The organism is Pantanalinema sp., assembly GCA_036704125.1.
In the GTDB taxonomy this organism is placed as follows: Bacteria; Cyanobacteriota; Sericytochromatia; order S15B-MN24; family UBA4093; genus JAGIBK01.
The window spans coordinates 1-12,039 of sequence record DATNQI010000012.1; the positions used below are offsets into that span (position 1 = coordinate 1).

The following is a 12,039-nucleotide window of genomic DNA, read 5'->3' on the forward strand; positions in this document are numbered from 1 at the left end:
AACAAGGTCAGCCCCCCCTTCCGGGTCGGCGAGTTCGACCTGATGTTCGGCGAGGGCGTCAGCCGCGAGGGCTGCGTGCTGGACATGGCCGTCGAGCACGAGATCGTCAAGAAGAGCGGCTCGTGGTTCAGCTACGGCGACGGCAAGATCGGCCAGGGCCGCGACGGCGCCAAGGCCTTCCTCCAGGCGAACCCCGAGCTCTTCGCCGAGATCGAGGGCCTGGTGCGCGCCAAGGTCTTCGGCGCCCAGGAGCCCGAGCTCGCGGGTGTCCGCTGAGCGTCGTGATCGGCTAAGATAGCCTTAGATGCCGCTTCGCGCGGCTCGCCGAGAGACGGGCCGCGCACGAAACTAGAAAGAGAGGGGCGGCCATGGTCGCACTCGACGCGATCTTGCTGCTGCTTGCGCTCGCCGGTCTCGCGGTTGCCGGCGGTCTGTTCCACGCCGCCAGCAAAAGGCGCGAGGCGGTCGACAAGGCCCTGGCCGAGGCCGAGGTCCGCGCCAGGGAGCTCGTCGCCAAGGCCGACGCCGACGCGCAGAACCAGCACAAGGCCCTCATCCTCGAAGCCAGGGACGAGGCGCTGCGCCTCAGGCGCGATGCCGAGCGCGAGCTCAAGGAGCAGCAGGCCGAGGTCTCGCGCCGCGAGAGCCGCGCCCGCCAGAAGGAAGAGACCCTCGATGCCAGGGCCGAGGCCGTCTCGCGCAAGGGCGAGGAGCTGTTCGCGCGCGAGCGCGAGCTCCTGGCGCTGCAAGAGGAGGCCGAGCGCTTGCGCGAGAGCCAGCTTCTCGAGCTGCAGCGCGTGGCTGCGCTCGGCGCCGAGGACGCCAGGAAGCTGCTCTTGACCAAGCTCGAGCACGAGCTTGAGCGGGAGTCGGCCCTGATGATCAAGCAGGCCGAGCAGGAGGCCCGCGCCATCGCCGACAAGAAGGCCCGCGAGATCGTCACCACCGCCATCCAGCGCTGCGCGGTGGATCACTGCGTGGAGGGCACCGTCTCGGTCGTCACCCTCCCCTCCGACGACATGAAGGGCCGCATCATCGGGCGCGAGGGCCGCAACATCCGCGCCCTGGAGAGCGCGACCGGCATCGACCTGATCGTCGACGACACCCCCGAGGCGGTCGTCCTGTCCAGCTTCGACCCGGTGCGCCGCGAGATCGCCCGCCGGGCCCTGGAGGCCCTCATCGCCGACGGCCGCATCCACCCCCAGCGCATCGAGGAGCAGGTCGAGAAGGCCCGCCGCGACGTGGAGGCCCAGATGAAGGAGGACGGCGAGGCCGCCCTCCTGGAGGTCGGGGTCCAGGGGGTGCACCCCGAGCTGGTCAAGATCCTCGGCCGCCTGCGCTACCGCACCTCCTACGGCCAGAACGTGCTCGCCCACTCCAAGGAGGTCTGCTACATCGCGACCATGATCGCCGAGGAGCTGGGAGCCAACGTGCAGGTCGCCAAGCGCGCGGCGCTCATGCACGACCTGGGCAAGGCCGTGAGCCACGAGATGGAGGGCTCCCACGCCGTGAACGGCGCCGCCATGGCGGCCAAGTACGGTGAGAACCCCGCGGTGGTGCACGCCATCCGGGCGCACCACAACGACGAGGAGCCCGCCACCGTCGAGGCGGTCATCTGCCTTCTGGCCGACGCGATCTCCGCGGCGCGCCCCGGGGCCAGGCGCGAGAACATCGACATCTACGTCAAGCGCCTCCAGAAGCTCGAGGAGATCGCGAGCTCCTTTCCCGGCGTCGAGCGCACCTTCGCCATCCAGGCGGGCCGCGAGATCCGGGTGATGGTCCAGCCCGAGGTGGTCGACGACGTCATGGCCCACAAGATCGCGCGCGAGATGGCGTCGCGCATCCAGAGCGAAATGGAGTATCCTGGCATGATCAAAGTCACGGTCATCCGGGAGACCCGTTCGACCGAGTTCGCCAAGTAAACACGGGATCCCGCTCCCCGGGCGAGCGCGCCCGGGGCGAACGAGTTAGAAATGGAACGCCTTCATGTCGGCGCATCCGAGTGCCCTCCACGTGGTCGTCATCGGGGACGTGGTGGGGCATCCAGGCCATCAGGCCATCCTCAAGGGCCTGCCTCGCCTTCGCAAGCAGCTCCCGGTCGATCTGGTGATCGCGAACGGTGAGAACGCCTCGGGCGGCTTCGGCCTCCAGGAGAAGACCTACCACCTGCTGCGCGACGCCGGGGTCGACGTCATCACCCTCGGCAACCACGCCTGGGACAAGAAGGAGATCTTCGACTACATCGACGACGCCGATCGCGTCGTGCGGCCCGCCAACTACCCCCCCGGCACCCCCGGGCGCGGGTCCACCCTGGTCACGGTCGCCGGCACCCCGGTCGCCGTCATGCAGCTGATGGGGCGGGCCTTCATCAACGTCGGGGACTGCCCGTTCCAGACGGCCGAGCGCGAGCTGAAGAAGCTCAAGACCCAGGCCAAGGTCATCATCGTGGACATGCACGCCGAGGCCTCCTCCGAGAAGCTCGGCATGGCCTTCATGCTCGATGGTCAGGTGAGCGCCGTGATCGGCACTCACACTCACGTTCAGACCGCCGACGAGCAAATTTTTCCGCGCGGAACCGGGTATATTACGGATGCGGGAATGACCGGGCCCCGCGACTCCATCCTCGGGATCCGGCCGGAGCTGGCGCTGAAGCGCATGCGCCAGCACTTGCCGGTTCGCTTCGAAGTCCAGGAGGGGGAAGGGGTCTTCTCGGCCGTGTGGCTCTCGATCGATCCCCAGACCGGACGCACGCTCTCGATCCAGCGCATCCACTACCGCTAGCGTCACTCCTCATCGTCGGCCCCCGGGGCCTCATCATCGGGAGGATCGAACGTGGAGGTTTTCAAGGTTTCCGCCAAGTCCAACCCCAGCGCCGTGGCGGGTGCTCTGGCCGGCGCCCTTCGCGAGCAGGGCCGGGCCGAGATGCAGGCCATCGGGGCCGGGGCCCTCAACCAGGCGATCAAGGCGGTCGCCATCGCCCGGGGCTACGTGGCCCCCGGCGGCATGGACCTGGTCTGCATCCCCGCCTTCATCGACATCGTCATCGAGGGCGAGGAGCGCACCGCCATCAAGCTGATCGTCGAACCTCGCTAGGGAGCTTCCCTGCCCTTCTCAGGCTCGGGCCTTTGGCCCGGGCCCGGTTTCGCTTAGAATAGTCGCGATCCCGCACGACCCAGCGTGGAAGGGGAGCCCATGAAGGCCGATCTGCACCTCCATACCACCTGCTCCGACGGGCGCCTCAGTCCCGAGGCCCTCGTCCTGGCGGCCGCGCGCGCGGGGCTCTCGGCGATCGCCGTGACCGACCACGACAACACCGACGCCGTCGCCGAGGCGATGGCCGCGGTCGCGGAGCGCGGCCTCAAGCTGGAGGTGGTCCCGGGGGTCGAGGTCACGGCGATGCGCGGCGACACCGAGCTGCACATTCTCGGCTACTTCGTCGATCCCCGGGCTCCCGGCTGGCAGGAGGCCATGGCGCGAGCGCGGCGCGAGCGCGAGCAGCGGGCGGCCGCGTTCGTCGCGAAGTTCGCGGCGCACGGCATCCGCCTCGGCCTCGACGCGGTCCAGCGCCACGCGGGGGATGGGGCGATCGGGCGTCCGCACGTGGCCCGCGCCCTGGTGGAGGCGGGCGCCTGCGGCACCGAGCAGCAGGCCTTCGACCGCTACCTGAACCCCGGCTGCCCGACGTTCGTGCCGCGCGGCGGCATGGATCCCAAGGAGGCGATCGCCTTGATCCATGCGGCCGGCGGCGTCGCCTCGCTCGCCCACCCGCGCAGCGTCCCTTTGAGCGAGCCGGACGCGAAGGGCGAGACGCTGCTCGCCTATCTGGTCGCCTGCGGCCTGGACGCGCTGGAGGTGATTCACCCGTCGGCCACCTCGATGCTGCGCGCGCACTACGCGCGGCTGGCGGCCGAGAATGGCCTGCTGGTGACGGGGGGCTCGGACGACCACGGTCCGAGACCCGGCCATCCGAGCCGCATCGGGGACCTGAGCGTCCCCTACTCCTGGCTGGCCGCGCTTGGCGCGCGTCGTCCGAGAAGCACCGGGGAGGTTTCGGCAAACTACGCTGGACCTTTGCGGGAAAGCTTCTATAATGGGACCATCAAGCAACGGTCCCAGTCTCAATGAGGGAGTGGCTTATGGAACTCGTGATCAAAGGACACCACGTCGAGGTGACGGACGCGCTGCGCGACTACGCCGACAAGAAGGTCGGCCGGGTCGTCCGCAACGTGGATGGGGTCATCGAAACCCAGGTCGAGCTCTCGGTCAACAAGAACCCGAGCGTGCCCGAGAACCAGATCGTCGAGGTCACCCTGTTCGCCAAGGGCACGGTGATCCGCGCCGAGGTCAGCACCGAGAGCATGTATGCCTCGCTCGACCTGGTCGCGGACAAGCTGGAGCGTCAGATCCGCCGCTACCGCCAGAAGCTCCAGGGCCACGATCGCCACAACCGTCAGAAGACGGCCACGGCGGTTGCCGCCGAGCCCATGGTCGAGGCGGTCGAGGAGGTCGAGCGCGAGATCGTTCGCACCAAGTCCTTCCCGGTTCTCGCCATGTCGCCGGACGACGCGGCGGTCCAGATGGAGCTGTTGGGTCACAACTTCTTCATGTTCATCAACCAGTTCACCAGCCAGGTGAACGTGATCTACCACCGCAAGGACGGCAACTACGGCCTCATCGAGCCGACCGCCTAGTCCATCACCACTTCGGGGCCGGCGCTTGCGCCGGCCCCGTTCGATTTTTCAGAGGCCGCCCTTGTCCACCCCCGAGCACGATCAGATCGCCATGCGCGATCGCCTCGCCGGCGAGATGACCTTCGTCGAGCACCTCGAAGAGCTGCGCTGGCGCATCGTCAAGTCGCTCGCCGCCCTCGCCGCGGGCTTCGGTCTCGCCTTCGTCTACAGCCGCCTCCTCATGGCCTGGCTCTCGGTGCCCGCCGGCGACACCCGCTTCATCTTCACCTCGCCGGCCGAGTACTTCATGGCCAGCCTCAAGGTCGCCTTCTTCGCCGGCCTCTACCTGGCCCTGCCGGTGATCCTCTACCAGCTGGTGGCCTTCGTGGCCCCGGGGCTCACCCCGACCGAGCGGCGCTGGGTGCTTCCCGTGGTGGCGGGCTCGTTCCTGCTCTTCACCGCGGGCGGGGCCTTCGCCTACTACGCCCTCTTGCCGGCGGGCCTGCACTTCCTTTTGGGGTTCGCGCCCTCCACCGTGGCCCCGATGCTCTCGATCGGGACCTACCTGGGCTTTGCGGCCTCGCTGCTCTTCGCTTCGGGCTTCATCTTCGAGCTGCCGCTCGTGCTCCTGGCGCTCGCCTGGATCGGGGTGGTCTCGTCGGCGATGCTCGCCAGGTTTCGCAAGGTGGCGATCGTGCTCGCGCTCGCCATCGGGGCGGTCATCACCCCCTCGGCGGACATCTTCAGCCAGCTGATGCTGGCGCTCGCCCTGGTGCTGCTCTACGAGCTGAGCGTCTGGCTCATCCGGCTCACGGGCAAGTAGGATCCAGGCGCCGCCCGATCACTTCCAGAACTGCCAGCCCTTTTTCTCGGGCTTGTCGGCGGCCGTCCTGGCGACGACCGCCGGCCGTGCGCTCAGCGCGCCGGTCTGCGGCTTGGCCTGGGGCTTGGCCGCGGGCCTGGACTGCTCCCAGTCGAAGATGCCGAGCCGGATGACGTCGAGGTTGGAGGCCGAGAGGCCGAGGTACCGGTAGGCGTCCAGGTCGCTGCGCTCGGCCCTGGCGCCGAGGAAGGCCTGCCAGGCCTTGGCCATCATGGCCTGCTCGGTGATGAAGCCGACGGCGGGGATCCAGTGGGCGACGCCGATGGTGAGGGTCCGGCGCAGGTTGAGGTTCTGCAGGCCCTGGGTCGCGTAGAACTCGTTGCGCATCTGGTGGGCGATGCGCGCGAGCGGCACCTTGAGGCTGCCCTTGTCGACCGAGCCGAGGCTGAGCACGATGAACCGGTCGAAGCGCATGGCGAAGTCGGCGACCTTGCGCCGGGGCCCTCGCTCGAGGCGGATGGAGCGCTCGGTGGCCGTCTGGGCGCGCTTGAGCAGCCGCTCGCGCATGGTCTCGGCCTCCTGCGCCTGCAGGGGGATGGCGTCCTCGATCTCGACGATGGCGAAGGCCATGCCGGCCAGGTAATGGTTGCCCAGCTCCAGCTCCTCGCGCAGGCGCGTCATGAGCCGGGGGTAGTCGGGGTGAGATGCGAACGGCGGCGTCGTGGTGTCCATGGTAGGGATTATACCCGCCGCGCCCGAACTCGTACGCTTCGTTCACGGCCTGCACCATCGCGCTCCTGCTCGCCGTCACGCGGCCGTCCGGGGCAACCCCCTCGTGCCGCAGGCAAGGGGGCCTAGCGCCTCTTGCGGTAAGCGCGGGCCTCGACGAGGCTGGTGAACTGGATCCGCTGCCGGGTATGAAATTTCCGGTGGCGGATTGCCATTCGCCGAGGTTGAGAGAAGGGGATTGCGTGAGGGAAGCTCGCTCGATAGGGATCGGTTTGCTCGGGTGCGGGGTGGTCGGGCAGGGGGTGGTGCGCCTCCTGGCGAATCGGCCTGAGCTGCACCTCGTGGCGGTCGCCGTGCGCGACCCGGGGCGCGATCGCGGCCTCGAGCCCTCCCTGGTCACCACCGATTCGCAGGCGGTCGTCGATCACCCCGACGTCCGCGTCGTGATCGAGGTCATGGGGGGGCTTGAGCCCGCGCGATCGCTCGTCCTGCGCGCCATCCGCAACGGCAAGCACGTCGTCACCGCGAACAAGGCCTTGCTCGCCCATCACGGGCGCGAGATCGTCGAGGCCGCCCGTAACGCCGGCGTCGAGGTCTACTTCGAGGCGGCGGTCGGCGGCGGCATCCCCGTCATCATGCCCCTCAAGCGAGGCCTCGCCGCCAACGCCGTCCAGCGCATCAGCGGCATCATCAACGGCACCACCAACTACATCCTCACCCGCATGGCCCAGGAGGGCGATACCTTCGCCGACGCCCTCGCCGAGGCCCAGCGCCTGGGCTACGCCGAGGCCGACCCGACCGCTGACGTGGCGGGCCACGACGCGGCCCACAAGCTCGCCATCCTGGCCTCCATCCTCTCGGGGGCCTTCGTATCCCTGGAGACGGTTCACCGGGAGGGCATCGAGCGCCTGACCCCCAGGGACCTCGCCTACGCCCGGGAGCTGGGCTACGCGGTCAAGCTGCTCGGCATCGCTCGCCGGGCGGGCGATCGCCTCGAGGCCCGCCTGCATCCCGCCATGATCCCGCTCTCGCATCCCCTCGCGCGGATCGACGGGGTCACCAACGCCGTCACGGTGGTGGGCGACGCGGTCGGCGAGGTCACCTTCTCGGGCCCCGGGGCGGGCTCGCTGCCCACCGCGAGCGCGGTCGTGAGCGACGTCCTGAACCTGGTCGAGGCCATCGAGAGCGCCTCGCCGCCGAGCCGCCTGATGGACGGGTGCGCCGCCGGCGAGGCCCAGGTCGTGCCCATCGGCGAGATCGAGACGGCCTACTACCTGCGGCTTTTGACCGAGGATTTGCCCGGGGTGCTCGGGGCGGTCGGCTCCCTGTTCGGGGCGCGGGGCGTCTCCATTCGCTTCTTCGTCCAGAAGGAGGTGCGCGACGGCCTGGCCGAGCTGGTCTTCGTCACGCACGCGGTGCGTGAGCAGGCCTTCAGGGACGCGCTCGCCCAGGTCGAGGCCCTGCCGGCCCTCAAGGAGGTGGCGGCGCTGATCCGGGTGGAGGAGGATGCGAATGGACGCTGAGCGGAAGGGCCGCGCCTGGCCCGGCCTGATCGAGAGCTACCGGGACTTCCTGCCGGTCGGGCCCGAGACGCCCGTGGTGACCCTCAACGAGGGCTGGACGCCCCTGGTGCGGCTGGAGAACCTGGCCAGGGCCATCGGCCTGCCGGAGCTTCGCCTCTACGCCAAGCTGGAGGGGGCGAACCCGACCGGCTCCTTCAAGGACCGCGGCATGACCATGGCCGTCACCAAGGCAAAGGAGGCGGGCGCCGAGGCGCTGATCTGCGCCTCGACGGGCAACACCTCGGCGGCGATGGCGGCCTACGCCGCGCGCGCCGGCATGCGCTGCTACATGCTGGTGCCCGACGGCTACGTGGCCCTCGGCAAGCTCGCCCAGGGCATCCACTACGGGGCGCGCGTCATCCCCGTCAGGGGCAACTTCGACGCGGCGCTTTCCCTGGTGCGCGCCATCTCGGCGCGCCACCCGGTGACGCTGGTCAACAGCGTCAACCCCTTCCGGATCGAGGGCCAGAAGACCGCCGCCTTCGAGCTGTGCGACCAGCTGGGCGAGGCCCCCGACATGCTCTCCATCCCGGTGGGCAACGCCGGCAACATCACGGCCTACTGGAAGGGGTTCAGGGAGTACCACGCTGCCGGCAGGGCCGCCTCGACTCCTCGCATGCTGGGCTTCCAGGCCTCGGGGGCGGCGCCCATCGTCCGGGGGCGCCCCGTCGAGCACCCCGAGACCGTCGCGACCGCCATCCGCATCGGCAACCCCGCGAGCTGGCAGGGGGCCCTGGCGGCCGTCGCGGAATCGAGGGGCCTCGTCCGGGACGTGACCGACGACGAGATCCTCGAGGCCTACCGCATGCTCGGCCGCCTGGAGGGCGTCTTCTGCGAGCCGGCCTCGGCGGCCTCGGTGGCCGGCGTCGTCAAGCTCGCGCGCGAGGGCTTCTTCGCCGGCGACGAGCGCGTCGCGTGCGTGCTGACGGGCAACGGCCTCAAGGATCCGGACACGGCCATGCGCGGGATCGACCAGGCCCCCGTCGCGGTCGAGGCCGACGAGGAAGCGGTGCTCGCCGCAATGGGCTTTGTTTAGCTTCGATTAAGTCCGTTTAGTTTGGATTAAGACTCGGCAAAATCTTGCTTGGTTTCCTTGTGGCGGCTTTCGCGCCGGTGTTATGGTTTAAATCCTGATTATTAGACCGTTATCGATCGTCAATGATGCCGCTCGATCCCCGAGGAGGACCTCATGGCCAAGCCCCTTCACTCTCTGACGACCGCCGCGGTCATGGCGGCGGCCGTGAGCGTGCTCGGCTGCGCCGGGGTGGGGCCGGTCCCGACCGGCGACGCCGCGGGTGCGGGCAAGGCCGTGGTGTTCGGTGTCGACGGCGAGGCCCAGCTGCTCGTGAAGCCCAGGGAGGGTCGGGCCTTCCGCTCGCCCGTGGGACGCTCGCTCGGGGACATCGAGGATCTGGGGGTCCAGCTGTACTCGGTCCCGGCGAACCAGCTCGCAAAGACCCTCGCGACCTTGCAGGCCAACCCGGACGTCGAGTACGCCGAGCCCTCGTACCGGGTGAAGGCCTTCGATCTTCCCTCGCGCGACGAGGGGGTCCCTAACGATTCCCTCTACGCCCAGCAGTACGCCCCCCAGGTCGTGCAGGCCCCGCAGGCCTGGCGCACCAGCAAGGGGAGCGGCATGGTCATCGCCGTGCTGGACACGGGCCTCGACACCACCCACCCCGAGTTCGCGGGCCGGGTGGTCGAGGGCTTCAACGCCATCACGCGCAAGAGCGACGTCAAGGACGATCACGGCCACGGGACGCACTGCGCCGGGGTCGCGGCCGCCGCGGTCAACAACGGCCAGGGCATGGCGGGCATCGCCCCGGAAGCCAAGATCATGCCCATCAAGGTCCTCGCCGCCGACGGGGCGGGATCCGACGCCTACGTGGCGCGGGGGATCTCGTGGGCCGTCAAGCACGGCGCCGACGTGATCAGCCTCAGCCTCGGCGGCCCCGGCGAGAACAAGACCCTTGCCGCCGCGGTCACGGCCGCTCTCAGGAAGGGCGTGCCGGTGATCTCCGCCATGGGCAACGACGGCAGTGGCGAGAAGGCCTTCCCCGCGGCCTATCCCGGCGTGATCGCGGTCGGGGCCACCAACGCCAAGGATCAGGCGGCGGACTTCTCCCAGCACGGCGACTGGATCTCGGTGGCGGCCCCCGGCGTCCAGATCCTCTCGACCTTCCCGACCTACAGGGTCACCCTCAACGAGTACGGCTTCGGGCTCAACTACGCGGTCCTCGACGGGACCTCGATGGCGACGCCGGCGGTGGCGGGCCTGGCTGCTCTCATGCGCGCGCGCTTCGGGAAGTCGATGACCCCCGAAAAGCTCAAGGCGAAGCTGGAGGGGGCGGCGGACAAGGTGGGGGGCCTGTCGGCCTTCGACCCTCACTTCGGCAACGGGCGCGTGAACGCGGCGCGTGCCCTGCAGTAGCGGCTCGACGGGCGCGGCGTGCTGTTTGAACGCCAGCCTATCGGGTATACTATTGCTGCCCTTTCCCCGGCGATTCACCTGCCGCAGAGGAGGCTTCGTTTGACTTTCCCGCTCCGTCCGCTGCTGGGTCTCGGCATGGCGCTGGCTGCAGCGATCGCCCTGGTTGCGCACCCCCAACCGGCCGAGGCGTACAAGCCCCGCGTCCTGCGGATGGGCTTCGTCCCTTCCGAGAACGTCCAGGAAGTCATGCGCAACGCGCAGCCCATCGTGGCCATGATGCGCAAGGAGCTCGGCATGGACGTGGTCCCCTTCGTGGCGACCGACTACACCGGGGTCATCGAGGCCATGCGGGCCAAGCGCCTGGACGTGGCCTTCTTCGCCCCCGGCGCCTACGTGCTCGCCGAGCGCCAGGCCAAGGCCAAGGTGATCCTCAAGGTCGTGCGGGGCGGCAAGGACGTCTTCTACACGGCGATCATCACCCACAAGGCCACGGGCATCAAGTCCATCAAGGACCTCAAGGGCAAGACCTTCGCCTTCGTGGACCCGGCCTCGCTGTCGGGCTCGCTCTACCCCAAGGTCATGCTCCTCGACGAGGGCCTCAACCCCGAGCGCGACTTCAAGCGGGTGGTCTACGCGGGCGGCCACGACGCGACGGTGCTCGCCGTCCTCAGGCGCCAGGTGGACGCCGGGGCGACCTTCGCCAACGACACCACCGGCCATCACGGCGCCTGGGACGAGTTCCTCAAGGATCCCAAGCAGCGCGAGCAGATCCAGGTGGTGGCTTACTCGCGACCGGTGCCCGCCGACAACATCGCGGTGGCCGCCGATCTCGACCCCGAGTGGGTGGCGCGCATCCGCGCGGCCATGCTCAAGATCAGCGCCTCGCCTCAGGGGCGAGCGCAGCTCAAGAAGATCTACCACATCGACGGCTTCAAGGCCGCCACGCCGGCCGAGTACGCCCCGGTACGCGAGGTGTTCGACCGCGTGGGGTTCAAGAGTCGGTAGAAAGCCAGGAACCAAAGCGTGGACCACTTCCTCCAAGTCCAGGGGCTCAAGAAGGCCTACTCCAACGGCCCCACCGTCCTCCACGACGTGAGCTTGACCTTCAAGCCCGGCGAATTCTCGGTGATTCTCGGCCTCTCGGGGGCGGGGAAATCGACCTTCCTGCGCTGCCTCAACCGCCTGATCGAGCCCACCGAGGGCCGGATCCTCATCCCGCGCGACCTCATCTCGCCCGACGGCACCGGCGAGCTCGACCTGGCCCGCGCCAGCTCCCACGAGCTTCGCCTCTGGCGCCGCAAGGTCGGGATGATCTTCCAGCACTTCAACCTGATCAAGCGCCTGTCGGTGATCGACAACGTGCTCGCGGGCAGCCTCGGCTACGCCGGGGTGCTGCCCGGCATGCTGCGCCTCTTCTCGAGCGCCGAGCGCGATCGCGCCCTCTACAACCTCGAGCGCGTCGGCCTGCTCGACCATGCCTACAAGCGCGCGGACGCCCTCTCGGGCGGCCAGCAGCAGCGGGTGGCGATCGCTCGCGCCCTGATGCAGCGCCCCACCGTGATCCTGGCCGACGAGCCCGTCGCCTCCTTGGACCCCAAGCTCGCCAGGCAGATCCTCGACATCCTCAAGCGCGTGGCGGCCGAGGACGGGCTCACGGTCATGGTGAGCCTGCACGTGCTCGAGCTGGCGCGGGCCTACGGCGACCGGATGATCGGCTTCCACGGCGGCCGGGTGATCTTCGACGGAGCCCCCGACCAGCTGGACGACAAGGCGGTCCAGCAGATCTACAGCCGCGGCACTGCCCAGCTCCAACCCGTGTGAGGC

Annotated in this window: 13 protein-coding genes; 12 read left to right on the plus strand and 1 reads right to left on the minus strand. The window is 69.2% G+C overall.

Translation table 11 applies throughout. The features are described from left to right. From V6D00_01495 to tatC, 7 genes are all read left to right on the plus strand, one after another. A partial coding sequence (locus V6D00_01495) for a DNA recombination/repair protein RecA (protein ID HEY9897829.1) occupies window positions 1-276 on the plus strand: 276 nt, incomplete at its 5' end. A 92-nt stretch (window positions 277-368) separates the two neighbouring features. Next, a complete protein-coding gene (gene rny, locus V6D00_01500; GenBank protein ID HEY9897830.1) occupies window positions 369-1,922 on the plus strand; it encodes a ribonuclease Y in 1,554 nt (517 codons plus the stop codon). Window positions 1,923-1,986: 64 nt separating this feature from the next. Further along, a complete protein-coding gene (locus V6D00_01505; protein ID HEY9897831.1) occupies window positions 1,987-2,781 on the plus strand; it encodes a TIGR00282 family metallophosphoesterase in 795 nt (264 codons plus the stop codon). Between the two features lie 51 nt (window positions 2,782-2,832). Continuing rightward, window positions 2,833-3,093 carry a stage V sporulation protein S gene (locus V6D00_01510; protein ID HEY9897832.1) on the plus strand — a complete coding sequence of 87 codons (261 nt, stop codon included), beginning with the start codon at window positions 2,833-2,835 and terminating at the stop codon, window positions 3,091-3,093. A gap of 99 nt (window positions 3,094-3,192) precedes the next feature. Beyond that, window positions 3,193-4,125, plus strand: coding sequence for a PHP domain-containing protein (locus V6D00_01515; GenBank protein ID HEY9897833.1), 933 nt, complete (start codon window positions 3,193-3,195; stop codon window positions 4,123-4,125). A gap of 11 nt (window positions 4,126-4,136) precedes the next feature. After that, on the plus strand, window positions 4,137-4,691 hold the full coding sequence (raiA, locus tag V6D00_01520) for a ribosome-associated translation inhibitor RaiA (protein ID HEY9897834.1): 555 nt from the start codon (window positions 4,137-4,139) through the stop codon (window positions 4,689-4,691). A 61-nt stretch (window positions 4,692-4,752) separates the two neighbouring features. After that, window positions 4,753-5,493: a twin-arginine translocase subunit TatC gene (gene tatC / locus V6D00_01525; GenBank protein ID HEY9897835.1), complete on the plus strand. Its 741-nt coding sequence runs from the start codon at window positions 4,753-4,755 to the stop codon at window positions 5,491-5,493. 18 nt (window positions 5,494-5,511) lie between these two features. Here the strand turns inward: tatC and V6D00_01530 are convergent, their stop codons facing one another. Continuing rightward, window positions 5,512-6,225: a hypothetical protein gene (locus tag V6D00_01530; GenBank protein HEY9897836.1), complete on the minus strand. Its 714-nt coding sequence runs from the start codon at window positions 6,223-6,225 to the stop codon at window positions 5,512-5,514. Window positions 6,226-6,464: 239 nt separating this feature from the next. Here V6D00_01530 and V6D00_01535 point away from each other — a divergent pair, with 239 nt between their 5' ends. The 5 genes from V6D00_01535 (at window position 6,465) to phnC (ending at window position 12,036) form a co-directional block, all read left to right on the plus strand. Then, on the plus strand, window positions 6,465-7,745 hold the full coding sequence (locus V6D00_01535; protein ID HEY9897837.1) for a homoserine dehydrogenase: 1,281 nt from the start codon (window positions 6,465-6,467) through the stop codon (window positions 7,743-7,745). Continuing rightward, window positions 7,735-8,820, plus strand: coding sequence for a threonine synthase (thrC, locus tag V6D00_01540; protein ID HEY9897838.1), 1,086 nt, complete (start codon window positions 7,735-7,737; stop codon window positions 8,818-8,820). Before V6D00_01535 ends, thrC begins: the two co-directional genes overlap by 11 nt. A 153-nt stretch (window positions 8,821-8,973) precedes the next feature. After that, window positions 8,974-10,215, plus strand: coding sequence for a S8 family serine peptidase (locus V6D00_01545; GenBank protein HEY9897839.1), 1,242 nt, complete (start codon window positions 8,974-8,976; stop codon window positions 10,213-10,215). 99 nt (window positions 10,216-10,314) lie between these two features. Then, window positions 10,315-11,220, plus strand: coding sequence for a phosphate/phosphite/phosphonate ABC transporter substrate-binding protein (locus V6D00_01550; GenBank protein HEY9897840.1), 906 nt, complete (start codon window positions 10,315-10,317; stop codon window positions 11,218-11,220). Window positions 11,221-11,238: 18 nt separating this feature from the next. Next, window positions 11,239-12,036, plus strand: a complete 798-nt coding sequence (gene phnC / locus V6D00_01555; GenBank protein HEY9897841.1) for a phosphonate ABC transporter ATP-binding protein — start codon at window positions 11,239-11,241, stop codon at window positions 12,034-12,036. The last annotated feature ends 3 nt before the right edge of the window (window positions 12,037-12,039 follow it).

Excerpts from the sequence above, each read along its gene's own strand:
- rny (HEY9897830.1), top strand. The coding sequence starts at position 369 with ATGGTCGCACTCGACGCGATCTTGCTGCTGCTTGCGCTCGCCGGTCTC.
- V6D00_01505 (HEY9897831.1), top strand. The coding sequence starts at position 1,987 with ATGTCGGCGCATCCGAGTGCCCTCCACGTGGTCGTCATCGGGGACGTG.
- V6D00_01515 (HEY9897833.1), top strand. The coding sequence starts at position 3,193 with ATGAAGGCCGATCTGCACCTCCATACCACCTGCTCCGACGGGCGCCTC.
- raiA (HEY9897834.1), top strand. The coding sequence starts at position 4,137 with ATGGAACTCGTGATCAAAGGACACCACGTCGAGGTGACGGACGCGCTG.
- V6D00_01530 (HEY9897836.1), bottom strand. The coding sequence starts at position 6,225 with ATGGACACCACGACGCCGCCGTTCGCATCTCACCCCGACTACCCCCGG.
- thrC (HEY9897838.1), top strand. The coding sequence starts at position 7,735 with ATGGACGCTGAGCGGAAGGGCCGCGCCTGGCCCGGCCTGATCGAGAGC.
- V6D00_01545 (HEY9897839.1), top strand. The coding sequence starts at position 8,974 with ATGGCCAAGCCCCTTCACTCTCTGACGACCGCCGCGGTCATGGCGGCG.